The sequence below is a fragment of the Sphaerisporangium sp. NPDC051017 genome (genome assembly GCF_040683095.1).
Lineage (GTDB): Bacteria > Actinomycetota > Actinomycetes > Streptosporangiales > Streptosporangiaceae > Sphaerisporangium.
Genome location: NZ_JBFBCI010000004.1, coordinates 24019 through 48825, shown reverse-complemented (window position 1 = coordinate 48825; position 24807 = coordinate 24019). Strand labels below are relative to the sequence as shown.

The 24807-nt window shown below is 69.9% G+C and carries 24 protein-coding genes; 17 read left to right on the top strand and 7 right to left on the bottom strand.

What is annotated here, in order from left to right; translation table 11 throughout:
• From AB0M95_RS05520 to AB0M95_RS05510, 3 genes are read right to left on the bottom strand one after another with little or no spacing between them, the layout of a single operon-like run.
• Positions 1-846 (bottom strand): ABC transporter permease, encoded by an 846-nt coding sequence (locus AB0M95_RS05520; RefSeq protein ID WP_363759903.1) that lies wholly within the window; start codon positions 844-846, stop codon positions 1-3.
• Positions 843-1619 (bottom strand): ABC transporter permease subunit, encoded by a 777-nt coding sequence (locus tag AB0M95_RS05515; protein WP_358515535.1) that lies wholly within the window; start codon positions 1617-1619, stop codon positions 843-845. The genes AB0M95_RS05520 and AB0M95_RS05515 overlap by 4 nt, the downstream gene beginning before the upstream one ends.
• Entirely contained in the window at positions 1616-2596 is a 981-nt protein-coding gene (locus tag AB0M95_RS05510) for an ABC transporter substrate-binding protein (RefSeq protein ID WP_363759900.1), read from the bottom strand. Before AB0M95_RS05510 ends, AB0M95_RS05515 begins: the two co-directional genes overlap by 4 nt.
• Before the next feature lie 433 nt (positions 2597-3029).
• Here AB0M95_RS05510 and AB0M95_RS05505 point away from each other — a divergent pair, with 433 nt between their 5' ends.
• The 14 genes from AB0M95_RS05505 to AB0M95_RS05440 all read left to right on the top strand — a co-directional run bounded on the left by AB0M95_RS05505 (position 3030) and on the right by AB0M95_RS05440 (position 16150).
• Complete coding sequence (locus AB0M95_RS05505) at positions 3030-6164, top strand: nitrate- and nitrite sensing domain-containing protein (protein ID WP_363759897.1); 3135 nt, start codon at positions 3030-3032, stop codon at positions 6162-6164.
• 5 nt (positions 6165-6169) lie between these two features.
• Positions 6170-6583, top strand: a complete 414-nt coding sequence (locus AB0M95_RS05500) for a roadblock/LC7 domain-containing protein (RefSeq protein WP_204070212.1) — start codon at positions 6170-6172, stop codon at positions 6581-6583.
• A 5-nt stretch (positions 6584-6588) separates the two neighbouring features.
• Positions 6589-6972, top strand: a complete 384-nt coding sequence (locus AB0M95_RS05495) for a DUF742 domain-containing protein (protein ID WP_114029192.1) — start codon at positions 6589-6591, stop codon at positions 6970-6972.
• 10 nt (positions 6973-6982) lie between these two features.
• Positions 6983-7543 carry an ATP/GTP-binding protein gene (locus AB0M95_RS05490; protein ID WP_358515527.1) on the top strand — a complete coding sequence of 187 codons (561 nt, stop codon included), beginning with the start codon at positions 6983-6985 and terminating at the stop codon, positions 7541-7543.
• A gap of 118 nt (positions 7544-7661) precedes the next feature.
• Positions 7662-9218, top strand: coding sequence for a signal recognition particle protein (gene ffh, locus AB0M95_RS05485; RefSeq protein WP_363759893.1), 1557 nt, complete (start codon positions 7662-7664; stop codon positions 9216-9218).
• Positions 9219-9566: 348 nt separating this feature from the next.
• On the top strand, positions 9567-10031 hold the full coding sequence (rpsP, locus tag AB0M95_RS05480; protein WP_363759890.1) for a 30S ribosomal protein S16: 465 nt from the start codon (positions 9567-9569) through the stop codon (positions 10029-10031).
• A 1-nt stretch (position 10032) separates the two neighbouring features.
• Positions 10033-10275, top strand: coding sequence for an RNA-binding protein (locus AB0M95_RS05475; protein WP_114028904.1), 243 nt, complete (start codon positions 10033-10035; stop codon positions 10273-10275).
• A gap of 125 nt (positions 10276-10400) precedes the next feature.
• On the top strand, positions 10401-10916 hold the full coding sequence (gene rimM / locus AB0M95_RS05470) for a ribosome maturation factor RimM (RefSeq protein ID WP_363759887.1): 516 nt from the start codon (positions 10401-10403) through the stop codon (positions 10914-10916).
• Positions 10917-11025: 109 nt separating this feature from the next.
• Positions 11026-11811 carry a tRNA (guanosine(37)-N1)-methyltransferase TrmD gene (gene trmD / locus AB0M95_RS05465; protein WP_358516539.1) on the top strand — a complete coding sequence of 262 codons (786 nt, stop codon included), beginning with the start codon at positions 11026-11028 and terminating at the stop codon, positions 11809-11811.
• A 167-nt stretch (positions 11812-11978) separates the two neighbouring features.
• Positions 11979-12344 carry a 50S ribosomal protein L19 gene (gene rplS / locus AB0M95_RS05460; protein WP_358515515.1) on the top strand — a complete coding sequence of 122 codons (366 nt, stop codon included), beginning with the start codon at positions 11979-11981 and terminating at the stop codon, positions 12342-12344.
• A gap of 224 nt (positions 12345-12568) precedes the next feature.
• Positions 12569-13450 carry a signal peptidase I gene (gene lepB, locus AB0M95_RS05455; protein WP_363759884.1) on the top strand — a complete coding sequence of 294 codons (882 nt, stop codon included), beginning with the start codon at positions 12569-12571 and terminating at the stop codon, positions 13448-13450.
• Positions 13451-13833: 383 nt separating this feature from the next.
• Positions 13834-14613, top strand: coding sequence for a signal peptidase I (gene lepB, locus AB0M95_RS05450; protein WP_363759881.1), 780 nt, complete (start codon positions 13834-13836; stop codon positions 14611-14613).
• Positions 14614-15091: 478 nt separating this feature from the next.
• Positions 15092-15787, top strand: coding sequence for a ribonuclease HII (locus tag AB0M95_RS05445; protein ID WP_358515508.1), 696 nt, complete (start codon positions 15092-15094; stop codon positions 15785-15787).
• A 39-nt stretch (positions 15788-15826) separates the two neighbouring features.
• A complete protein-coding gene (locus AB0M95_RS05440; RefSeq protein WP_030511723.1) occupies positions 15827-16150 on the top strand; it encodes a DUF2469 domain-containing protein in 324 nt (107 codons plus the stop codon).
• A 425-nt stretch (positions 16151-16575) separates the two neighbouring features.
• Here AB0M95_RS05440 and dprA read toward each other — a convergent pair whose 3' ends face one another.
• Genes dprA through AB0M95_RS05425 form a run of 3 tightly spaced genes read right to left on the bottom strand, consistent with a single transcriptional unit; the run spans position 16576 to position 20021 of the window.
• Positions 16576-18123, bottom strand: coding sequence for a DNA-processing protein DprA (gene dprA, locus AB0M95_RS05435; protein ID WP_363759878.1), 1548 nt, complete (start codon positions 18121-18123; stop codon positions 16576-16578).
• On the bottom strand, positions 18120-19667 hold the full coding sequence (locus AB0M95_RS05430; protein WP_363759875.1) for a YifB family Mg chelatase-like AAA ATPase: 1548 nt from the start codon (positions 19665-19667) through the stop codon (positions 18120-18122). Before AB0M95_RS05430 ends, dprA begins: the two co-directional genes overlap by 4 nt.
• The gene (locus AB0M95_RS05425) at positions 19668-20021 is read right to left on the bottom strand and encodes a YraN family protein (protein ID WP_363759872.1); all 354 of its coding nucleotides are present in this window, start codon (positions 20019-20021) and stop codon (positions 19668-19670) included. It abuts the gene before it with no gap.
• 673 nt (positions 20022-20694) lie between these two features.
• Between AB0M95_RS05425 and AB0M95_RS05420 the strand changes: the two genes are divergently transcribed.
• Together AB0M95_RS05420 and AB0M95_RS05415 are read left to right on the top strand one after the other, a co-directional pair.
• Positions 20695-20925 (top strand): hypothetical protein, encoded by a 231-nt coding sequence (locus AB0M95_RS05420; RefSeq protein ID WP_363759869.1) that lies wholly within the window; start codon positions 20695-20697, stop codon positions 20923-20925.
• A gap of 82 nt (positions 20926-21007) precedes the next feature.
• On the top strand, positions 21008-21454 hold the full coding sequence (locus AB0M95_RS05415) for a nitroreductase/quinone reductase family protein (protein WP_363759866.1): 447 nt from the start codon (positions 21008-21010) through the stop codon (positions 21452-21454).
• 105 nt (positions 21455-21559) lie between these two features.
• On the opposite strand, the gene AB0M95_RS05410 is transcribed toward AB0M95_RS05415, so the two are convergent.
• On the bottom strand, positions 21560-22285 hold the full coding sequence (locus AB0M95_RS05410; protein WP_363759863.1) for a peptidoglycan DD-metalloendopeptidase family protein: 726 nt from the start codon (positions 22283-22285) through the stop codon (positions 21560-21562).
• 876 nt (positions 22286-23161) lie between these two features.
• Between AB0M95_RS05410 and AB0M95_RS05405 the strand changes: the two genes are divergently transcribed.
• The gene (locus AB0M95_RS05405) at positions 23162-24382 is read left to right on the top strand and encodes a CoA transferase (RefSeq protein WP_363760323.1); all 1221 of its coding nucleotides are present in this window, start codon (positions 23162-23164) and stop codon (positions 24380-24382) included.
• Positions 24383-24807: the final 425 nt, after the last annotated feature.

The following is a 24807-nucleotide window of genomic DNA, read 5'->3' as shown; positions in this document are numbered from 1 at the left end:
TCAGGTTGTCTGCCGGGCTCGCCGGTGCCAGGAGAGGACGCGCCGCTCCACGGCGAGGAAGGACACGTTCAACACGAGCCCGAGGACGCCGAGAAGGACGATGACGCTCCACATGCCGGCCAGGTCGAAGTTCATCTGTGTGGTGCCGAGCTGGTAGCCGATCCCGTCGGTGCTGCCGACCAGCTCGGACAGCACCATCAGGATCACGGCCAGGGAGACGCTGAGCCGGAGCCCGGCGAAGATCTTCGGACCGGCCGCCGGCAGGATGATCCGGAAGAGCCGCTGGGCCCGTCCCATCCCGAAGACCTCCGCCGTGTCCATGTGCAGACGGCCCACGTAGCGGGCCCCGTCGATGGAGTTGATCAGGATGGGCCAGATCACCCCGTAGACGATCGTCGCCACCTGCATCTCGGTGCCGAGTTTGAAGATGACGATGAACAGCGGGACCAGCGCCGGGGGCGGGATCGCCCTGCAGAACTCGACGATCGGGTCGATGTACCCGGCGAGCGCGCGGGAGCGTCCGAGCGCCACCCCGAGCCCGACGCCGAGCACGCAGGCCGCCGCCCACCCGCCGAACATCCGGGCCAGGCTCGGCAGGAAGTCGCCGAGCGCGTCGTCGGTGAGGAACAGGTGCGACGCGGGCCCGGAGAACCACAGCTCGTACGCGCGGGCGGCGATCTGCGAGGGCGGGGGGAAATAGGTCGACGCGGCCTGGCGGGTGCCGATCTCCCAGGCGGCGACGGCCACCGGGATCAGCCACACCCGCGTCAGCAGGCCGGCGAGGCGGCCCCCGCGGGTCCTCCGCTTGGTGCCCTCCGCGGCCAGGAGGGCGGTGGTGGCGCTCATGAGACCTCCCCGGACGTCGCCGCGTGCCAGCGGAACGCCCTGCGCTGCAACTTCAGGAGCAGGGCGTTGGCCACCAGGCCGAGAACCCCCGCCCACAGCGTTGCCGCCAGGACAAGGTCGGTGCGGAAGCCGGCACCCGCGCGGATCATGAAGGCGCCCAGCCCCGCCGTGCCGCCGGTGATGAGCTCCGCGCTCACCGCGACGATCAGGCCGACCGCGGCTGCGAGCCGCACGCCCGTCAGGACGAACGGCGCCGCGCTCGGCAGCGAGACCCGGGCGAGCACGGCGAACCGCCCGAAACCGAAGCTGCGCAGGGTCTCCTTGGCGATCGGGTCGACGTCGCGCAGCCCGTACATCGTGTTGATGAGCAACGGCCACGCCGCCGCGTACACGACCGCCGTGATCTTGATGGCCGAGTCGTCCGGGATCAGCAGCGTGATCAGCGGGAGCAGGGCGACCGAGGGGATCGGGCGCAGGAACTCCACCAGGGGACGCGTGGCCGTCTCGGCGCGGGGGAGGCTGCCGAGCAGCATGCCCAGGGGGACGGCGATCGCCACGGCGAGGAGCAGCCCGGCGGCCCAGACGATCAGGGTCCCCCAGACGTCGGCCAGGAACTGCTGGTCGGCGACCAGCCCCGCGGCGCGGGCCAGCACCGTCGACATCAGCGGGACCATCGAGGGGTCCACGAGGCCCGTGCGCCCGGCCAGCTCGGCGGCGATGAGCAGGACCGCGACGCCGGCGGCGCCGCGGGCCACTCGGGCGGCGCGGATCATTGAGGCAGCGGGGCCAGGAGGGAGGTGACGTCCATCTTCTTGGTCAGGTAGCCGTACTCGAGCATCAGGTCGGCGACGCGCTGGATGCGGGCCGGGGTGAGCGTGGTCGGGTAGGAACCCAGATTGATGACCGAGGCGACCTCGGGCTTGATCTGCGTGTAGGACGGGAGCACCTTCTCCACCGCCTTGCGGTCGGCGGCCGCGATCTGCTGTCCCTTGAGCAGGCCGCGCTGGAGGGCGGCCATCGTCTTGGGGTACTTCTTGGCCCAGTCGTCCATCGCGACCCAGCCGGCGATCGGGAAGTCGGCCATGGCGCCGGTCATCGTGTCGACGATCTTGCGCGCGCCCTGCTCCTGCTGGACGCCGGTGAGGAACGGCTCGGTCAGCCAGGCGGCCTCCACGTCACCGTTCTTCAGGGCCGGCGGCATCTGGGGGAACGGGATGGGGACCCACTGCACGTCGTTCTTGGGGTCGAGTCCGGCGGTGCGCAGCGAGTTGGCCACGGCCAGCTCGGCGATGCTGTTCTTCGAGGCGACGGCGACCTTCTTGCCCTTGAGGTCCTTGACCGTCTGGATCGGCGAGTCCTTGGGGACGACGATCTGGAAGACGTCGGGCTTCGACTGGTAGATGTCGGCGACGAAACGGAACTTGTCCTGGGTCCGTTCGGCAGCCGATAAGATGGTGAAGTAGTTGCCGATGCCGATGTCGAGGGCACCGCTGTGGAGTTGGGGAATCGCCTCCGCCGCCGACTTGATGATCTTGGTGTTGACGGTCAGCCCCTCTTCCTTGAAGAAGCCCCGTTCGTTGGCGATGAAGAGCCCGGCGACGTCCGCGATGGGCATCGCGCCGATGTTGATCGTCGTCTTCTCGAGCCCGCCGCCGGTATTGCTCGAACCGGTGTTCGATCCGCCGCATGCCGCGAGCGTGAGAGCCGCGGCCACGCCGACGATGAAGGTACGACCCCTAAAGCTTCTCATTGAGGTGTCCTATTAGTTGTGGGGGAAGAGTGCCGTGTCACCTGCGTGTGAGCGGTTTCCGGCACGGCGAGCGTGAAGCTTAGCGGAGGAAGATCGGCGCTAACACGGATAAGCCGCCTATGTCACGAAACTCGTAAGAAAGTCCACTTTGACCGTAATAGTGAGTTGATGGCGGCGTTTGGTGCTCTGGAACGGTATAAATACGGCTTTGACTACGAACTGGCCACATCGGACCGGATGTGCGGACGTGAGCTTGACATGCGAGACCGAATCACATTCCAGGAACTGAATAATTTCTTGGAACGGTCTAAAAACTCACGGCTATTGATCGTGCTCGTAGGCTTGTGCTCCGATTGCCCGTCACTTGTCTTGTGTCACACACGTCAAGTGCGTCCATTCCCCACGCAGACCAGCTGGCGAGAGGTTGCGACCTGTGAGGACAGCAACAATCGAGAGCGGTCGCCGCGCCAAGCCGGACGCAGACCGATCGCCCTCCGCCCCGGACGCCCCCGCCGCCCCGCGTCAGTCGGCAGGAAGCTCGCTCGCGCTGCGTAACTGGCGGGTGCGCACCCGTCTCATCGCGCTCATCCTGGTGCCCACTCTGGTGGCCGTCCTATTCGGTGGTCTCCGGGTGGCGACATCGATCCAGAACGCGGCCGAGTACGACCGCGTCCGCACGGTGGCGCAGTTCGTGACCACCCTGGGCGATCTCGCCCACCAGCTCGACCTGGAACGTGACCTGTCGGTCCGGTTCGTCGCGAGTGGCCGGCACGGAAGCCAGGCCAGACTGCTGCTGCGCGACCAGCAGAACGCCGTCGACGCGCTCGTCCAGATCGTCCAGGACCACCGCGCCACCGTCGAGCCGGCCCTGCGCGACAGCGGGCGCCTGCCCTACCAGCGGCTGCTCGACCGGCTGGCGCAGCTCGGATCCCTGCGCAAGACCGTGAGCGACTCCCAGCTCCCCGCGCTCCCGACGCTCCAGAAGTACTCCCTGGCCATCGACGACCTGCTCACGATGTTCGACGAGATCGGCCGCGGCAGCACCGACGCCACCCTCGACGCGAGCGCCTCCGCCCTGGCCTCCCTCAGCCGTGCCGCCGAACAGGCCTCCCGCCAGCGCGGCATTCTGAGCATCGGCCTGACGGTCCAGCAGTTCTCCCCGGCCGAGCTCGAAGCCTTCGACGCCGCGCGCGCCCGGCAGGACAGCGAGCTGCAGGCGTTCTTCTCCCGTGCCACGCTCACCCAGGGCCAGCTCTACCAGGACACCGTCAGCGGCCCCAAGATCGACGTCGCCGCGGCCCTGGTCGACCGGGCGCTGGAGCTCGTCCGGCAGGGCCAGTTCCTGCGCGGCCTCGGCGGTGGAACCAGCGACGTGGACTACTGGTTCGGCGCCTCCAGCGAGCGGCTGGACCGCATGCACGACGTCCAGCGCGCGCTGGGACGTTCCATCGTCGACCAGTCCGCCGAGCTGGCCCGCACCGAGCAGAACCAGGCCGCCATCAACATCGGCGCGGTGGTCCTGCTGATGATCCTGGTCCTCGTCATCACCTCCGTCATGGCCCGCTCCCTCGTCATCCCGCTGCGGCGCCTGCGCGGCGGCGCGCTGGAGATCGCCGGTCGCCGTCTGCCCGAGATGGTGCAGAAACTGCGCGAGTCGGAGGGCGCCGCGGGCCCGCCGGAGGTCACCCCCATCGGTGTCGTCTCCAACGACGAGGTCGGTGAGGTCGCCCGGGCCTTCGACGAGGTCCACCGCGAGGCGATCAGGCTCGCGAACGACGAGGCCCAGCTGCGCAGCAACGTCAGCGCCATGTTCGTCAACCTCTCCCGCAGGACCCAGACGCTGGTCGAGCGGCAGATCACCCTGATCGACGGCCTTGAGCAGGGCGAGCAGGACGACAAGCGGCTCGGCGACCTGTTCCGCCTGGACCACCTGGCCACCCGCATGCGGCGCAACAGTGAGAACCTGCTGGTCCTCGCGGGCCAGGAGCCCGCGCGCCGGTGGAGCCAGCCCGTGCCCCTGCTCGACGTCACCCGCGCCTCGCTGTCGGAGGTCGAGAACTACGAGCGCGTGGCCATGCACGTCCCGACCGGCGTCTCGATCGTCGGCCAGGCCGTCAACGACGTCATCCACCTGCTCGCCGAGCTCGTCGAGAACGCCATCTCGTTCTCCCCGCGCGAGACCCGGGTGACCGTCTCGGCCAACCGCATCGACGGCGGCGGCGTGATGATCTCCGTCACGGACGCCGGCATCGGCATGACCCAGGAGGAACTCGCCCAGACCAACTGGCGGCTGGCCAACCCGCCGGTCGTGGACGTGTCGGTGTCGCGCCGCATGGGCCTGTTCGTGGTCGGCCGCCTCGCGCTGCGCAACGGCATCCGCGTCCAGCTCCGCAGGCACGACGCCGGCGGCCTGACCGCGATGGTGCTGCTGCCCGAGTCGCTCATGGGCATGCCCGCGACCCCGGCGGGCGGCTCCTCCGCGTCCGGCTCGACCGGCTCGTCCGGCGGGCAGGCGTTCGCGGGTGCGGGTGCGGGTGCCCCCGCGTGGCCGGCGTCCGGCCAGCCCGGCGGCCAGAACCTGTTCGCGTCCGCCACACAGGGCGGCGGCGCGTTCGACGCCGAGGCCGGGGCGCTGTTCGGCTCGCCCACGGGCCCGGCCGCGTTCGGCGCCAACGGGACGGGGCCCCTCGGCCCGACCACCGGCGGCGGCGGGTTCGCCGGGCCGGGCACCGCCGGTTCCGTCGGCGGCCCCGGTTCCGTCGGCGGGCCGGCGACCGGCGCGTTCGACGACGCCATGGGCCCGTCCGCGTTCGGGCCGCCCACCGGCGGTACGGGGGGCTTCGGCGGGACGGGGGGAGCCACGGACGTCTTCGGGCCGGTCTCGGGCCCCACCGGCTTCGGTGGTCCCTCGACGGGGTCGGCCTTCGGCGGGTCCTCGACCGGCTCAGGCGGTTTCAACGGGCCGGGCACCGGGCCGAGCCTGTTCGGCGGCGGCAACCCGCAGCCTGGCACGGGGTCGGGCGGGTACGGCGGTCCTCCTACGGGACCCGGCGAGTTGCCGACCCGTATGCGGCCCCGCCGTTACGAAACCTCTGACCTGGACGCCGTCACCGGACCCCTGCCGGCCGTGCGGCCCTCCCCGATGGAACAGGAGGACGAGTTCCTGCCGATCTTCGCTTCCGTCGAGTCCGCCTGGTTCCGCCGCGCGGACCCGCTTCAGGACAAGGAGAAGGACACCGGCGCCTGGCAGCAGAACCCCGCCGACGCCGGCTGGCAGGCCGCGGCCGTGGTGCAGGAGCCCGTCCGGGACGGGACCACCACGGCGGGCCTCCCCAAGCGGGTTCCGAAGGCCAATCTGGTGCCCGGGTCCGCGACAGGTGCCGAGAACGCCACCTCGCCCGTCCCCGCCATGCCCGCGCTCTCGCCCGACCGGGCGCGCAGCCGGCTGTCCAGCTTCCAGCAGGGCATCCGCCAGGGCCGGGCGGTCGCCCGCGGGGAACTCAACGAGGACGAGGTGGCGTTCAACACGGACCTGCGGCGCACCCAGGGCGATAAGGAGGACAAGTGAGAGAGCTGAGCCAGGCCGCCCGCGGAGTCAACTGGTTGATCACCGACTTCGTCCGGTCGGTGCCGGGAGTGGCCCACACGGTGGTGGTGTCGTCCGACGGGCTGCCACTCGCCTATTCCGAGGGCTTCCCGAAGGACAGGGCCGACCAGCTCGCGGCGGTGGCCGCGGGTCTGATCAGCCTGACGCAGGGCGCCTCCCGGGTTTTCGAGGGCGGGGCGGTCACGCAGACCGTCGTGGAGATGCAGCGGGGGCTTCTGCTGATCATGTCGGTCAGCGACGGCTCCTGTCTCGCCGTGCTCGCCGCGCCCGACTGCGACATGGGCCTGGTCGCCTATCAGATGACGCTGATGGTCGAGCGTGCCGGTCAGGTGCTTACCCCGGCCGTGCGCGCCGAGCTTCAGGCGTCGTCGCCGCGGTGAACTCCATGGGCGGTCCGGGCTGGGAGGACGGTTTACGGCCCTACCAACAGGAACCTTCTTCGCCCGTCCGGCCCTTCACGGTCACCGGCGGGCGCTCGGCACCGCGGACGCACCTCGCCATGGAGACGCTGGTGCACTCCACGATTCCTCCTTATCAAGATATTTCCGGCTTGATTCCGGAGTACCAGGCGATCAACACGCTGTGTCGCCAGGTGCGTTCCGTCGCGGAGATCTCCGCGCTCCTGCGGGTTCCCCTCGGCGTGGCCCGGGTCCTCATCTCGGACATGGCCGCGGAAGGATTCGTCCAGCTACACCACCCGCAACTGGACGCCGGACAGCCGGACTTCAACCTGCTCGAAAGGGTACTCAGTGGACTTCGCAGGCTCTAGCCGCGGCGGGTTGACCTCGACGAAGATCGTCGTCGCGGGCGGCTTCGGCGTCGGCAAGACCACCTTCGTCGGGGCGGTCTCCGAGATCGTCCCCCTCACCACCGAAGCCGTCATGACCGACGCCAGCGCCGGCATCGACGACCTGGGGCTCATCCCGCGCAAGGCCACCACGACCGTCGCGATGGACTTCGGCCGCGTGTCGCTGGACAGCGAACTGATCCTCTATCTCTTCGGCACGCCCGGCCAGCACCGGTTCTGGTTCATGTGGGACGACCTGGTCCGCGGCGCCATCGGCGCCGTCGTCCTGGTCGACACCCGGCGGCTCGCCGACAGCTTCCCCGCGGTCGACTACTTCGAGGAGGCCAAGCTGCCGTTCGTCGTCGGCCTCAATGGCTGGGAAGGCCAGCACCCGTACGCCGACGAGGAGGTGCGCGACGCGCTCACGCTCGGACCGCATGTCCCCATCGTCAAGACCGACGCGCGCAAACGGGAATCGGTCAAGAGCACGCTGATCGCCCTGGTCGAGCACGCTCTGACGATGCGGGTCTCGGTGCCCGGCTGGAGGAGCTGACGCGTTCCCGGCCCCTCGCCCCGCGGCCGGGTACGCGTGACCGGCCTCAGGAGCGGATAGGCTGAGAGTTCGAGTCAACTCACCCCGGACGACCCGTGACACAGAGGCTGGCCATCACGTGTTCGAGACGCTTTCCGACCGCCTGACATCGGTCTTCTCCTCCCTCAGGTCAAAGGGCAGGCTGTCAGACGCCGACATCGACGCGACCTGTCGAGAGATCCGCATCGCGCTCCTCGAGGCCGACGTCGCCCTGCCGGTCGTCAAGGACTTCGTGTCCCATGTCAAGGAGCGCGCGCGCGGGGCCGAGGTCTCCCAGGCGCTCAACCCCGCCCAGCAGGTCGTCAAGATCGTCAACGACGAGCTGGTGCGGATCCTCGGCGGCGAGACCCGGCGGCTGCGGTACGCCAAGAACCCGCCGACCGTCATCATGCTCGCGGGCCTGCAGGGCGCGGGCAAGACCACGCTCGCCGGCAAGCTCGCCCGCTGGCTGCGCGAGCAGGGCCACGCCCCGCTCCTGGTCGCCGCCGACCTCCAGCGGCCCAACGCCGTCCAGCAGCTCCAGGTCGTCGGGCAGCGCGCCGGCACCCCGGTCTACGCGCCCGAGCCCGGCAACGGCGTCGGCGACCCGGTCGGCGTGGCGCGCGGCTCCATCGACCACGCCCGGCGCCAGCAGCACGACATCGTCATCATCGACACCGCCGGCCGTCTCGGCATCGACCAGGAGCTGATGAAGCAGGCCGCGGACATCCGCGACGCCGTCAGCCCCGACGAGGTCCTTTTCGTCGTCGACGCGATGATCGGCCAGGACGCCGTCACCACCGCCCAGGCCTTCATGGACGGGGTCGGGTTCGACGGCGTCGTGCTCACCAAGCTCGACGGCGACGCCCGCGGCGGCGCCGCGCTGTCGGTGCGGCACATCACCGGCCGTCCCATCATGTTCGCCTCCACGGGCGAGAAGCTCGAGGACTTCGACGCCTTCCACCCCGACCGCATGGCGAGCCGCATCCTCGACATGGGTGACATCCTCACCCTGATCGAGCAGGCGCAGCGCACGTTCGACGAGCAGGAAGCCGCCAAGATGGCGGGCAAGCTCGTCTCCGGCGACGGCTTCACGCTCGACGACTTCCTCGAGCAGATGATGATGGTCCGCAAGATGGGGCCGCTGAAGAACCTGCTCGGAATGATGCCCGGCATGGGGCAGATGCGCGACCAGCTCAACCAGGTCGACGAGCGCGACCTCGACCGCGTCGCCGCCATCATCCGCTCGATGACCCCGGCCGAGCGCCAGGAACCCAAGATCATCAACGGCTCGCGCCGCGCCCGCATCGCCCGGGGCTCCGGCGTCACCGTCACCGAGGTCAGCAACCTGGTCACCCGCTTCTTCGACGCGCAGAAGATGATGAAGCAGGTCGCCGGGGGCATGGGCATCCCGGGCATGCCCGGCGGGCGCAAGGGCGGCAAGGCCGCGCAGAAGAAGGCCAAGAAGGGCCGCAGGGTCAGCGGCGACCCGCGCAAGGCCGCGCTCGGCAAGGCCGGCGCCGCGAGCGGCGGGTCCTCCGAGCCGCTGCCGTCGGGGCTCGCCGGCCTGGGCGGCGTCGGCGGGCAGATGCCCCCCGGCCTGGAGCTCCCGCCCGGCTTCGACCCGTCCAAGTTCCGCCTTCCCGGCCAGGGGTAGTCCTCCGGCGGCGGCCCGGCTCGTGTGCCGGGTGTGACCTTTCGGGTGTCTCGGCTTGGGCGTCCGGCTGAGGCTTTCCGGCCGGGCGTCTGCCTGATGTCTGGTTGGGCATCTGGCGCGGGCGTCTGGGTGGGCGTCTGGCTCGGGTGGCGGTCCGACACGGTGTGAGGTCGCGCCGATTCGGAAAGCGGTCGGAACATCTGGCAGAATGTCATGTTGGAACACCGTGGCCGTGGGTGCCCTCTCACCCCCGCGGATCACGCTTGTCCCTCGGGCGGTCATCCCGTCGTGCCCCACTCGGCGAGACGCCCGTCCACCCACGCTCAAAGCCCAGGAGAGACCACACCCGTGGCAGTCAAGATCAAGCTCAAGCGGCTCGGCATGATCCGCAACCCGCAGTACCGCATCGTGGTGGCGGACAGCCGCACCAAGCGTGACGGCCGTGCGATCGAAGAGATCGGCCTCTACCACCCCAAGGAGAACCCCTCGTTCATCAAGGTGGACTCCGAGCGGGCGCAGTACTGGCTCGGCGTCGGCGCTCAGCCGACCGACCCGGTCCTCAAGATCTTCAAGCTGACCGGTGACTGGCAGAAGTTCAAGGGCGAGCCCGCCCCCGCGCCTCTGCTGGTCGCCGAGGCCAAGCCCGACCGTCACGCCATCTATGAGGCCGCGGCCAAGGAGGCGCTGTCCGGTGACACCGGCACCGGCAACGCCACCACCGCCCGCAAGGCCAAGAAGACCGTGAAGGCCGACGACGCCCCCGCTGCTCCGGCCGAGCCGGCCGCGGAGGAGAAGCCGGAAGGCGAGGTCTGAGGTGCTTGAGGAAGCCCTCGAGCATCTGGTCAAGGGCATCGTCGAGCACCCCGACGACGTTCTTGTGCGCGCCCGTCGCATTCGCACCGGGCGTGTCTTGGAGGTCCGGGTTCACCCCGAGGACCTCGGCAAGGTCATCGGCCGTGGCGGCCGCACGGCCAAGGCGCTTCGCACCGTCATGAACGCTTTGGCCGACGGCAAGTACGTACGGGTCGACCTGCTCGACCTGAACGAAGCCCGGTAACGAGGCTCAGAGGGCACCAGCCCTCTGGACAGGGGACCCCCGGCAGCCGGGCGGTCCCCTGTCGCGATTCTGCGGCGCCCTCCCGGGCTCCTCAAGTTCAGAACGAGTTTGGAAGGAGCAGCGACGTGCAACTCGTCGTCGGCCGCATCGGCCGCCCGCACGGCATCCGTGGCGAGGTGACGGTCGAGGTGCGCACCGACGACCCGGGGATGCGTTTCGCCCCCGGCGCGTCGCTGGCGACCGACCCCGCGGACGCCGGCCCGCTGGTCGTCGAGACCGCGCGCTGGCACAAGAACATCCTGCTGCTCGGCTTCGAGGGCGTCATCGGCCGCGACGGCGCCGAGACGCTGCGCGGCACGATGCTGGTGATCGACTCCGGTGACGTCCCCCCGCCGGAGGACCCGGACGAGTTCTACGACCACCAGCTCATCGGCCTGGCCGTGGTCACCGTCGAGGGCGAGCCCGTCGGCGAGATCACGGACGTCCTCCACCACGGGCAGGATCTGCTGGTGGTGCGGCGCGGAGGCGGCGAGGTGTTCGTCCCCTTCGTCAAGACCCTGGTGCCCGAGATCGACCTGGCCGCCGGCCGTGCCATCGTGGACGCCCCGCCCGGGCTGCTCGACCTGAACGAGGCGAGCTGACATGGGCCTGGACTCGAGCCCGGACCAGGGGCCTGATCTGCGCCTGGACGTGACGCCCGATGTGGCGGCGGACCTGTCCCCGTTCCCAGGGGCTGGGCGGGACGCGGGCATGCGGGTGGACATCATCACGATATTTCCCGAATACTTCGCCCCGCTGGACGTCTCGCTGATCGGCAAGGCGCGTCAGAGGGGCATCCTCGACATCCGGGTGCACCAGCTCCGCGACTGGACCCACGACGTCCACCGCACCGTCGACGACACGCCGTACGGCGGCGGGCCGGGCATGGTCATGAAGCCCGAGCCGTGGGGCGAGGCCATCGACGCGATCACCGGCGCAGCCACCGCGCCGCCCCGCCTGATCGTGCCGACGCCCAGCGGCCGCCCGTTCACGCAGGAAGTGGCGCTCGAATACGCCAAGGAGCCCTGGCTGCTGTTCGCGCCCGCCCGCTACGAGGGCATCGACGCCCGCGTCATGGCCGAATACGGCTCTCGCCTGCGCGTCGACGAGGTCGGCATCGGCGACTACGTGCTCGCGGGCGGCGAGGCGGCGGTGCTGGTCATGGTCGAGGCCGTCGGGCGCTTGCTGCCCGGCGTGCTCGGCAACGCCGACTCCGTCGCCGACGACTCCTTCGCCCCCGGCGCCATGGCCTCCCTCGTGGAAGGCCCGGTTTACACCAAGCCCCCGGTCTGGCGCGGCCACGAGGTGCCGCCCATCCTGCTGTCGGGCAACCACGGGGCCATCGCCCGCTGGCGGCGGGACGAGGCGCTGCGCCGCACCGCCTCCACCAGGCCCGAACTGCTCGCGCGCCTCGGCCCCGGAGCCCTTGACAAGCGCGACCGCGAGGTCCTCGACGACGCTTCGTTTCGCTTCCCGCCGGAAGATATGGCAAACTGAACTGCTGCCGTCGGCCCGTCCATGGTCGACGCGCGGCCGGCTCGGGCAAGAGCGACGCCCGGCCTCCCAGACGTATTCAGCCCAGCGCTCGTGTCCACCTCGATGCCGTGCTACGCGCATGGCCGGGCGGACCTCCGGGTGCTCGCTTCAATCGAGGAACCGCTGCCATGCACACGCTGATCCAGGAGCTTGAGAAGGCCGCCGTACGCAGTGACGTCCCGAGCTTCCGCCCGGGCGACACGCTGGAGGTCCACGTTCGCGTCGTCGAAGGCAACCGGTCCCGCATCCAGGTCTTCAAGGGCTTCGTCCTGCGCCGCCAGGGCAGCGGCGTCCGCGAGACGTTCACCGTCCGCAAGGTGAGCTACGGCGTGGGCGTCGAGCGGACCTTCCCGGTGCACAGCCCGGTCATCGAGAAGATCGATGTCGTGACCCGCGGTGACGTCCGCAGGGCGAAGCTTTACTACATGCGCGACCTGCGCGGCAAGGCCGCCCGCATCCGCGAGAAGCGCGACGCTCTGCCCACCAGCAAGTAGCCTTCACGTACAGGTGGCCCGCATCCCACCAGGGATGCGGGCCATTTTGATGGGGTTCTGCCGGGGCCTGCTCGGGCGGCCCCGCCGGGCCGGGAGCCCAGCTGGAACGTTCCGTCGTCCACCGGCGGCCTCACAGGTCAACCCCCTGGAAGTGCCCAGTTCTTTGGACGTGAAGCCGAGTCGGCGACCCGGCGTGGAGCGGGCATCATTTAGGCTCGACAGCGATGACTAGCGATGGCCAGGGGGCCGGCGGGCCGCGCCGCCCCGTCGAGGACGAGGTAGACGTGGTCGCGGAAGACACCAAGCCGGCTGCCAAGAGCGGCAAGGAAAAGAAGGGCTCGTTCTGGCGCGAGCTGCCGGTGCTGGTCGTGGTGGCGCTGCTGCTTGCGCTCATCATCAAGAGCTTCGTGGTCCAGGCGTTCTACATCCCCTCGGAGTCCATGGAGAACACCCTGCTCGTCAACGACAGGGTGCTGGTCAACAAGCTCGTCTACCACACGCGTGACATCGAGCGCGGCGACATCGTCGTCTTCTCCGGCGTCGACTCCTGGGCCAGTGAGATCGACGTCCCCGAGCCGTCCAACCCGGTCGCCGGCTTCTTCCGCTGGGTGGGCACGGCGTTCGGCGTCGTCCCCGGCGAGAAGGACTACATCAAGCGCGTCATCGGCCTGCCCGGCGACACGGTGAAGTGCTGTGATCCCCAGGGGCGGATCACGGTCAACGGTGTCCCGCTCGACGAGAAGGCCTACCTGTACCCGGACGACCAGCCGTCCCAGAAGTTCTTCGAGATCAAGGTCGAGAAGGACCGCCTGTGGGTGATGGGCGACCACCGCTCCGTGTCCCTGGACTCGCGGTCCCACCAGGGCGACCCGGGCGGCGGCGCCATCCCGAAGGACAGCGTCGTCGGGCGGGCCTTCGTCATCGTCTGGCCCTTCGGCCGCGCGACCACCCTCCCGATCCCGGACACCTTCACCCAACCCGCCCTCAAGGCCGTGGCCTTCGCCGAGTCCTCGTCCCCTCTGCTTCTCGGCTTCGCCGGCGCCTTCCCCCTGGTAGCCTTCCGCCGCCGCTACCTGACCAACCCCAAACTCCCCACCACCCTCTAACTCCCACCCACGTCCCGCCGCCACCTCATCCACGTCGTGCTGCTCGGCGGCCAGACCTGGCAAGCTCCCGGCTGTGCCGCTGCCTTCGCCGAGGGCCACACCTCTTGATCAGCCCACCCCCAACCGTGTTCTCCTGGTGAGGAGTCGGTTGGGGAGACCCTTGGGCCGGCCACAGGCTCGATGCGGGGGTGTTTCTGGTGACTTCGGACATTCGGCACCCTTTCCACCCCTATGATTCGGAACCGTTGTTCCGTGCAGTGAGTGCGAAACGTTCCTCCACGCCCGAGAGGCGCGGAGCCGTCCGTCCATCCCCGAGAGATTTGAAGGAGACGGGGCCGTGAACCCCTCCCGGCGCCTCACCGGGAATCCGCCCCAAAGTTCCGATGAGCGTCACAGAGCACAAGCCCGAGCCCGACCCCGGTACTCCTGACCCCGGCGGTGCCGGTGCGCCCGGCTCGCCTGGCTCTGCCGCCTCCGCGCCTGACCTCAGTGGCTCGAACGGCACCGCGGCCTCTGGGCCGGGCGCTGCGGAGGAGCGTCCGGGATCGGCGTCCGGCTCGGATGCGCCGTCGTCCGACGAGCCCGAGGCCGCCAAGTCCGGCGCGAGGAGCAAGAAGTCGGGGTGGCGGGAGTCCGTGCTGCTCGTGCTCGGAGGGGTCGTCGTCGCGTTGCTGGTGCGCGTCTTCGTCCTGGACTCGTTCTTCATCCCGTCGGAGTCCATGGAGAACACGCTGCTCATCAACGACAGGGTGATCGTCAACCGTCTCACGGGAGATCTCGGGCGCGGCGAGGTCGTCGTCTTCAAGGGCTGGGACGGCGCCACCACGATCAAGCGGGTCATCGGTATCGGGGGCGACCATGTGAAGTGCTGTGATGCCCAGAACCGGATCACGGTGAACGGCGTCCCCCTCGACGAGGAGTCGTACCTCAACCCACAGGACTTCCCGTCGCAGGAGAAGTTCGACGTCACCGTGCCCAAGGGCCGTCTGTGGCTCATGGGTGACCACCGCGCCGCCTCGGAGGACTCCCGCGCCTTCATGAAGAACGGCTCCCACGGAACGATCGCCACCAGCGATGTCATCGGCAGGGCCTTCGCGGTGTACTGGCCGTTCTCGCGCCTGACGACGCTGCCGGTCCCGGAAACCTTCACCAAGATCCGCTAGCGCGTACGAAGGGTCCGGATAGGCCGCGCAGACCGGACGTGTGGCCGCCCGCATCCCTATCCCGTGCTCCCAGGATCGTCCGCGGTGCCCCGGTCTTCACTTCAGGCCGGAGGTGGAGTGTCAACGGACATGTGTCGAGCCGGTCGCGTGGCGGCGCCCATCTGTGCCCCCACCTCGCGTCGTCCCGGCACGGCCATGGCCTCGGCGTGGCGTGGGATGGAAGGTCGTGCAGTTGACGTAGCCGGAGGGATCTCGCCCTCAGGTGCGCCGGTCTTGGCCGTTCTCCCTGGTGGCTGCACGTGCAGGCCGGGCAGCGAGGGGGCCGGGGAGGTTCTCAAAGGGGCGATAGCGTACCCCCGTAGCCGTTTCGGGCGTAGGCTTGGCCCATGGTCGTGCTCGCATCGCCGTTCACCGGCCGGGGGGTCCGACCGTCCCGCGGGTTGATCCCTTCGCGGCGGGGTTCCGTGCCGCTTGGCTTATGACTGTTCTCTACCGTCCGCGACCCAGCATCGTGCGCCGCGATTCTGGTCTGTACGGATATGAGCGCGCGCTCGCACGGCGGGGCCTGTCGCCCATCGCCGGTGTCGACGAGGCGGGCCGCGGGGCCTGCGCCGGGCCGCTCGTGGTCGCGGCCGTGGTCCTGCGCGCCGAGATCGACGGCCTGGCCGACTCCAAGGCGCTCACCCCCGCCCGGCGTGAGGAGCTTCACGAACGCATCATGGCGACCGCGCGCTCGGTGAAGGTGGTGACGATCCCGCCGGAGGAGATCGACGCGCGCGGCCTGCACAAGTGCAACATCGCGGGGATGCGGCGGGCCGTCGCAGGTCTTCAGTGCGATCTCGGGTACGTTCTGATCGACGGGTTCCCGGTTCCTGGCCTGCCCGCCCCGTCGCTGGCGGTGTGGAAGGGAGACCAGGTCTCGGCGTGCGTGGCCGCGGCGTCCATCGTCGCCAAGGTGACGAGAGACCGCATGATGACCTCGCTGGACGACCTCTACCCTCAGTACGGCTTCGCCGACCACAAGGGGTACGTGACGGCGGGGCACCGTCGCGCTCTGGCGGCCCATGGACCCAGCCCGCATCATCGGTTCTCATTCGTAACCGTGAACACGGTGGCGCGGTCCGGAGCGGGGGCCGGGATAGGCGAGAATGAAATGGGGGCCGGTGTCGCCTGAGCGGCCGCACCGGGGGAGGAAGGAAAGTGGAGGGCCGGGATGAGCGCAGAGGATCTCGAGAAATACGAGACCGAAATGGAGTTGCAGCTCTACCGGGAGTACCGCGATGTGGTGGGCCTGTTCACCTACGTCGTCGAGACCGAGCGGCGCTTCTACCTGACCAACTCCGTCGATCTCGACGTGCGCACCGCCGAGAACGGTGATGTCTTCTTCGACGTGAAGATGCAGGACGCCTGGGTGTGGGACATGTACCGCCCTGCCAGGTTCGTCAAGAACGTCCGTGTCGTCACCTTCAAGGACGTCAACGTAGAAGAACTGGCCAAGCCCGACCTGGAAATGCCCAAGGAAGGCTTCTCCAGCTGACGCGCAGGCCCACACCCGACTCGCAGGCCCACAGCAGGCGTCACTACACCAATCCGGCACCCCAAACACCGGCACCACACGCCTGCACCGGCAACTCACCCCCCCACCAGACCGCACCAGCCGGTAACCCACCCGCAGGACACCGGTAACGCACATCGGTGCCCCCGGCCCCAAACATCAACTCACGCACATCAACTCACGGCCTCGAGTGGCACGGTCACCGGGTAGCACCGGGTACGGGTCGCTCGCTTCTACCCTCTCCCTTGCCTGCGCGGCACCGGCGGCAGTCACCGGCACCCGCGCCACGCCCCGACGACCCGAGCTTCGTCCCCAGCACCCGACGCACGGCAAGTCGTCGGAGCGGGCTCGCCGGGGGAGTGGATTAATGGGTCATGGGTGGGGGTTTGGTCTTCGGAGGCGCTGGGTCATGGGGCGGGCGTTGATCTTCGGAGACGCCAACCTCGGGGGGCGCGTTCGACGTAGCCTGCGGCGGCCAGGCCTCCCAGACAGGCCAGAGTGGTCATCAGGTCGAGCCCGGCATCGAGGGCGATGGTCGCGGGACCGGTTCCTCCGCGCGCGGGGACCGCTTCCAGGACCTTGCGGGTGTCCTCATCCAGGGCGTCCCTGCCGAGGACCGGGCCTCTGGGCTCCGGCGCGAGATCGTCTCCGATCGCCCCGACCAGCTCGATGACCTCCCGCGCCGACGTCACGCAGACCGCTTCCGCCCGGCGGATCAACCGATGGCAGCCGGTGGAGTTCTCTGAGGTCACCGGGCCGGGCACGGCGGCCAGGTGACGCCGAAGGGCGACGGCGTGGCTCGCCGTGTTGAGGGCTCCGCTGCGCACGGCCGCCTCGACGACGACCGTTCCCCGGGACAGTGCGGCGATCAGCCGGTTGCGGACGAGAAAGCGCAGCCGTGTCGGGCGGACGCCCATGGGCGACTCGCTGACCACCACGCCCCTGGCCCGGATGGCCGCGAAAAGATCCTGATTGGCGGCGGGGTAGGCGATGTCCGTGCCACAGGCCAGCACGGCGATCGTCCGGGCCTCGCCGGCCAGGGCTCCTCGATGCGCCGCCGCGTCCACTCCGTGGGCACCACCGGAGATGACGGTCCACCCTCCTTCGCTGAGATCGGCGCCGAACTCCGCCGCCACATGCGTGCCATACGGGGTGGCGGCCCTGGAGCCGACCACGGCCACCGACCGAAGACACGAGAAGCGGAGATCCGCGTCGCCGTGGAGCCACAGCCCGAAAGGCTTCTCCGGACCCAGGTCGTCCAGTTGGGTGGGCCATTCGAGATCACCCGGCACGATCAGGCGGGCACCCAGGTCCTGCCCCTCGGTGAGGTCGGTCACCGGGTCGGCGACCAGGAGCCGCGCCCGCCATCCACTCAGCATGCGGGCGATGTCCGGTGTGCGGCCTCGCTCGCGGGTCAACTCTTCGACGAAGCTCGGATCAAGGTGACCACGCCGTACCTGGCCGAGCGCGCCCTCAGGTCCGTACGCGGCGACGAGGCGGCCCATCACCGCGTCTCCGGCGTCCGCCACACGCATCAACGTGACCCGGGCCAGCCGCACCGCGTCCCATGAAAGATCGCCCGGGTTCGCGACGGCCTTCCGCTCGACCGCATCGGTCACCGCACGGCCGGCCACCACAAGACCTTCGGACACCGTCACGGCACGCTGGTCGGGTGCGCTCGCGGCGTGGTCGTCGGGCACTGTCGCGGCGAGGTCATCGGGTGCCGGCGCGCCGCGGGCGTTGGGCACCGCCTCTGTGCTCTGATCGGATTTCGCGCTGCCTTCAGCCTTGGCCTGCACATCCTGGGCAGGCCCATGCGCGCCGGCCGAATCGTCCAGCGCCGCGCAGCCAGCCGGATTCTCAGGAGCGGTACTCGCGGTCGCCGTCGGCGGCGCCGCGGGGGTGCGGTTCTGGCGGTCCGGGTGGGTCTCGTCGGGGAATGGTGTGGTGTTCATTCGGCCCCCAGCCATAGGCCGAGGGCGGTGGTGCTCTCGGCGATGTCAGGTTTGTCCTTGCCAATGAGGTCCGCGAGGGTCCAGGCGACACGGATCACCCGGTCCAGGCCCCGGGCACTGAGCTCGCCGGTGTCGAGACAGCGATAGAGGGGCGCCATCGCGGATGCAGGCAGCCGGAAGTCAGCGTGCAGGGACGCTGTGGGGATCTCGGCGTTGCACCGCCACGGTGTTCCGGCCAGCCGCTTGAGCGTGCGTTCCCGTGCCAGCGCCACTCTCTCGGCCACGACGGCGCTGGGCTCGATGAACTGCCGGTCCGCCAGCAGTTCGCGCCGGGTGGAGCGCGCGAGGCGGACCTTGACGTCGATGCGGTCCACCAGCGGCCCGGACAGGCGAGCCAGGTAACGCCGCCGCTGGGTGGGTGTGCACTGGCAGGGGTTCTCGGGAGTGGACGACTGGGCGCAGGGACAGGGGTTGGCGGCGAGCACGAGCATGAAACGGGCCGGAAAGCACACCGTTCCCGCCGCCCTGGCGACGATCACCTTGCCGGACTCCACGGGTTGCCGCAGCGAGTCGAGCACCCGTGCCGGGAACTCGGGCGCCTCGTCGAGGAACAGAACCCCGCGGTGCGCGAGCGAGACGGCCCCCGGCCGGATCACCCCGCTTCCGCCTCCCACGATGGCGGCGATCGTGGCCGTGTGGTGGGGGGCCATGAACGGTGGCCGCGTCAGCAACGGCCGCCCGGCGGGAAGGGCACCGGCTACCGAATGGATCGCCGTGATCTCCAGTGCCTGGTCACGGTCCAGAGGGGGCAGGAGCGTGGGGAGCCGCTCGGCCAGCATGGTCTTCCCTGTGCCGGGCGGTCCCAGCATCCAGAGGTTGTGGCCCCCCGCGGCGCAGACCTCCAGCGCACGCCGCGCCGTGGCCTGGCCGGCGACGTCCGCCAGATCGAGCGGAGAATCGCCGGGAGGAAGTGAATCCGTCGATGCCATCGGGTCGCCCGCGCTCGCCAGAGTCGGCTTGCTCATCGGATCGCCGTTGCGCAGCCACTCGACCAGCTCGGCGAGCGTGAGGATCGGCACGACGTCCACGCCTGGTACGAGCCCGGCTTCGGCGGCGTTCGCGATCGGCACGACAACGCAACCGGCACCGGCCTCCGCCGCGGCCATCACGGCGGGCAGGATGCCGCGGACCGGCTTCACCGTTCCGTCCAGCCCGAGCTCTCCGAGAAAGAACGGCCGGGAGATCGGTTGCCGGGGGACGAGGCCGGCCGCGCCCAGCAGCGCGACTGCGATGGCGAGATCGAAAAGGCTGCCCCGTTTGGGGAGGCTGGCGGGGAACAGGCTGATCGTGACCCGGGCGTCGGGCCAGGCGAACCTGCTGTTGACGATGGCCGAACGGACACGGTCACGGGCCTCGCTCAGCGCCGTGTCCAGCATGCCGATCAGGCTGACGCCGGCGATGCCCTGACCCACATCGGCCTCGACCTCGACGACGTGACCGCTGACGCCGACCAGCGCGACACACCGCGTGCGGGCGACGGCCATTTACGAAACCCCCCGATCATGCCGGATCGAGAACTCGCCGGCGAAGCGCTCCAGCGCCACCACGTCGATGCGGATGGCGGAGAACCATTCGGTCTGGCCGTTGAGCCAGCGGGCCGCCAGAGTGCGCAGGCGCGCCAGCTTCGCCAGGGTCACGGCCTCGAACGCGGTGCCGTGGCTCCTGCCCGACCGAGTCTTGACCTCCACGACCACCAGGGCGGATCCGTCGCGGGCGAGGATGTCGATCTCCCCCTCATGGCAGGACCAGTTGCGATCAATGATCTTGAAACCGGCTGCCCGTAGATAATCGGCGGCGAGTTGCTCGCCGTACCTTCCGAGCTCATGTGCCGTGGCCATGTGACCACCTCCGGCAGCGACCTTCGCGCACTTCGCCCGCCGCGCTGGCCGTAGAACCGGGTTCTGGGGACAACGGACCGAGTCGCGTTCGGATTCGAGGGGAGAATGGAAGGGGTAGTCATGGCATCCCTGCAGCTCAGCGTTCCGGTCTGGGGCGGGAGGAGAACGCACGGACGGGCGGAGCCCCGCCGAGCTGTGGATAACCGCGATGGCGGGCAGGTAGTTCAGTGCGTCAGCAGGTTGTTCTGATGCGCTGACGTGGGAGAACGGCCGCGCCAGGCCGACGGGCGTGGTCGACTGGCCGTGAGGTGCGGGGCTGACCCATGACCTGCACGCGTGGCGCGCCGAGGGATCTTCGTGGACCTTCACGCCATGGTTGGGATGAGGGGGACGAGCATGCGCATCGCGGTCGTTGGCGGACTCGTCGGTGCGCTGGTCGCCGCTCGGCCATCCCTAGGCGCCGGCGTGGGCTCGCAGGAGTGAGCATTGACCGCGTGCTCGGGGGATCGAACCAACGCCGACGATACAAGGGCGGAGCTTGACCTACGCGGCCACTGTCGTGCGTGGGGCTTCCGGTGTTGGCGGGAGGGACGGCAACCTGGGGACTCGTACGAGTGATCATCGGCCGCGCGCTCGGGGATCGGCACCAATGCCAGCGGCAGAGGGGCGGAGCTTGACCTACGTGGATACTGTCGAGGCGGCGGTCGCCAAGGCCAGGCCCGGGGCCTTCGCGGTCACCGGATACGCCTCCGAACGGGCGGCTCGCATGGCGCTGCTGGACCGCGAGGCGGACGGGGTGCTCGTCCCCCAGAGCGGCAAGCTGATCGTCGCAGGCGCGGCGGGACGGACGCCGAGCGTGCGGGCCTGCACGTCCCGTGGCCGACGCGTGGCCGGTGGTTCGTGAACAGCCGGCCGCCTGCGAATGAAAAAATCCGGGGAGCGAGTAGCGTGGGGCCTGGAGCGATCAAGACCTCAGGGGGCATCCGATGTCGACACCTCACGACCAACTGGCCTTCAACCGTTCGATCATCGAGGAGTTCCGGTCCGGGAACGGGCAGGTCAAGAACGACATGCTCAAGGACGTGCCGCTGGTTCTGCTCACCACCACCGGCGCCCGCACCGGCCGGTCACGCACGACGCCCCTGGGCTTCCTGACCGACGGCCCTGGCCGTATCGCCCTTTGGGCGTCCGCCATGGCGGCTCCGTCGCACCCAGCTTGGTACCACAATCTGGTCGCCAACCCCCATGTGACCATCGAGCTGAGGACCGACGCCGGTGTGCTGAAGACCTTCCAGGGCGTGGCCACGACTGCCCAAGGGGCGGAGCGTGAGCGTCTGTTCGCCGTCCTCCAGGCGGCCAACCCCGGCGTCGCGGACCATCAGACGCGAACCGAACGCGAAATCCCTCTCGTCATCGTCGAGTACACGGACTGAGCGTCAGCTACACGGACTGATCACCCTCCGCAGACATCTACACGCGCTCGCCCGTCATCACCGGGCCGTGGCGAGCGGCTCCTGGAGTCGTGGCCACTCACGGCGTTATGGCGGTCCGAGCGGCGGATCTGCCAGGGGCGTCGCGTCGGGACCAGGAGAGGGTGACCATCTTGGCAGGAGGCGTACCTGGCCGAGGCCGATCAGGAGAAGAGCGTCCAGGTAGCGGGTCCGGTTGATCAGGCCCCAGTGGAGGCATGAGGTGGGGCAGTGGCCGTTGCCCGGCTCCACCGAGCCGATGACGTCGCCGAGGCGCACGACCTGCCCGCGCCGGACCGAGGCGCGAACCGGCAGGTAGGTCGTTCGTAGGCCCTCAGCGTGGATGATCATCACGACGCCACGGCCCGCGAGGGGATCCGCGTACCCGACGATGCCGTCACCGGCCGCTCTCACCCGTTGCCCTGGCCTCGCGTCGAGGTCGACTCCGCGATGACCCGCGTACCACGGCTGGGCCGGTGGGGAGAAGCGACGCAGGGCCCGCCGGTAGGGGACGTCGAGCGGCAGCCGCCAGCGGGGCCGCTCTGGAGGCGCTGGGCCGACGGCGTGCGCCGGAAGAGCTTGAACGCCCTGGCCCGGCGTGCTTGATCTGGATGGCGAACGGCCCAGCGCGGCCAGAGGGGGAGGTGAACCGTCCGGCGTGATCAGAGAGGCTGCTGAACGGCCCGGCGCGGCGGGGGTGGACGGGGAACGGGCACCTGAATCCGGCTCTGTCACCTCTCGGGGGCGGTGTCCGATGACGGGGCGGGGCGGTGGCGGCACCGATGCGCTACCCATGACAGCCTCGGCTTCATGACCATGCCGAGGGACGGCGGCCACGGCCGGAACGGCGGACGCCAGGCATGGAAGGCCCGCCGTGGCTGCCACGGCAACGGTGACCGTGACGAGGAACACCGCCGTGAGGCGAATTGAGACCTGAGGCACGCGAGCACACTGACGCATAGGGCCGGTGCGTAGACGGTCGAACGCGATTCTGTGGACAAGTCCTGAAGATGGAAGCGAACAACTCGGACTCGTGCGGCGAAACGCGCGCCCGGTTGTGGATGACCAGAAGCGCCCGGGCGGCAGGGGAAGCCGAAGGTGGGGAGGGGCATGGAGGGCGCCGGGATGGCGGGGCGGGGTGTTGGAAAGGCCATCGCCGAGATCGTCCGGGATCTGGGCGCGGGAGTTGGTCTCGATCTTCCGGCCGTCGAGGTGACCGGTGAGGATCCGGTGCTGCCCTCCGTGTTCCGGGTGGGGACGGCGGCAGCCGCCACGGTCGGCGCCGTGACGGCGGCCGTCTCGTTGTTCTGGCGATCTGGGGGAAGTCCGGACGGCTCGCCGTCCGGGGCGAACGCCGCCGACGGATCCCCGAACACAGGCCCGTCGGACGGACCTCGCGGCCCAGAGGCGGCTCACGGGCCTCTGGGCCCAGGCGTGGCAGGCAGTTGTCGGGACCTAGGCGGAACAGGCACCCGTCCGCCCCCAGGTGATGTAACTGCGGGCCCAGGTATGACCGGTCGGCCTGCGGAGCCAGGCATGACGGGCGGCTCTCCTCACCAAAGCGTGATGGGTGGATCGTCGGAGTTAGGGCCAGGTGACAGGCCCCTTGTCCCTGGGCCGACGGTGGCCGCAGCGCGGCGTCGTGATCGGTCGGGGGCGGTGACCGTGGACATGCGGGAGGCGGCGATCGCCTTCCGGGACGAGCGGTACTTCCGGGTGGGCGGTGAGGTGGCGGCTCTGTGGGCGCCGTTGTCGGGGGACTACCGCACGGCTGACGGGTGGGTCCGTCTGCACGGTAATTTCGACCACCACCGGGATGCCGCGTTGCGTGCGCTCGGACTTCCCCTCGACGCGGACGAAGCGGCGGTCGCCGAGGCGTGCGCCGGCCGGACGGCGCTGGACGTGGAGGAGGCGGTCACCGAGGCGGGGGGTTGCGCGGCCGCGATGCGGAGCCGTGCCGAGTGGAAGGCCCACCCACAGAGTGCCGCCGTGGCGGACACGCAGCTGGTGGTGATCGGACGCATGGACGATCACGGTTCACGGGCCGCCCCCGGTCTGCCCGGAACAGACACCGGCCTCGGGGCGGATACCGAGCCTGGGGCAGACGTCGCGCCCGCGGGGGTGGGTGGGGGGCCGCTTGGAGGGGTTCGGGTGCTCGATCTGACGAGGGTGATCGCCGGGCCTGTGGCGAGCCGCGCGCTCGCCGCCTACGGGGCCGACGTGCTCCGGGTGGGCGCCGCGCATCTGCCTGAGGTACCGGGGCTGGTCGTGAGCACGGCACTCGGCAAGCGATCGTGTGAGATCGACCTTCGGACGCGCGAGGGAGTCGCCGCGTTCAGGGAACTCGTCGCCGGAGCGGACGTCCTCATTCAGGCGTACCGGCCGGGGGCGCTGGTCGCGCTGGGGCTCGGCCCGGACGACCTCGCCGCGATCAGGCCGGGCATCGTATGTGTCGACATATCCGCTTACGGGACGCGCGGCCCGTGGGCAGGACGGCGCGGCTTCGACAGCCTGGTGCAGATGGCGACCGGAATCGCCCACGAGGGCGGGGACGGCGACCGCCCCGTCCCGCTGCCCGCCCAGGTCCTGGACCACGCCACAGGCTGGCTCGCCGCGCTCGGAGCTCTGGCCGGCCTCCAGCGCCGCCGTTCCGAGGGCGGCTCGTGGCATGTGGAGCTGTCCCTCGCCCGCGTCGCCCAATGGCTGGACGGGCTGGGCCGCGTCGACGGCCGGAACGTCGCCGAGCCCGACGCGTCGGACCTTCTGGAGACGATGCACACCCCGCAGGGACGGCTGACCTATGTCCGCGCGCCAGGTGTCATCGGCGACCTCAGGCCACGCTGGACCTCGCCGCCCCCCGGCCGTGGTGAGCACCCGCCCGCATGGTGGTGACCCACCCCGCAGCGAGCGACCGCCGGACGGAATCCTCTCGCGGGCTGTGATCGTCTTCGGTCGGGATCCGGTGAGGTGCGGCCGTGCTGAGGCCTGATCGGTGAGGGCGTCACTCCGGGGGTGATGATCGCTACGGAGGGTGGTGATCTTAGAGGGAGGCTTGGTGCGGAGGGAGCTCAAGGAGGGTGTCGGCGGATGGCCGGGTGGGGGAGGGCGGGCGTTCGTGTGGCCGGGGGGAGGTCGGGTTCCGGGTACACTTTTTGATGGCTCGTCAGGCGGGCCGACTTCGCACGCCCACAGGCGAATCGTCCTCTCGGTCCGGGTCGCCGACCCGGATAGGACGACTCAGGGCGTCAGGGCGAAGGCCGCAGGCCTTCGCGCACAACCGAGACACGCGTCTTCAACGGCGCTCTACCCAGGAGGAC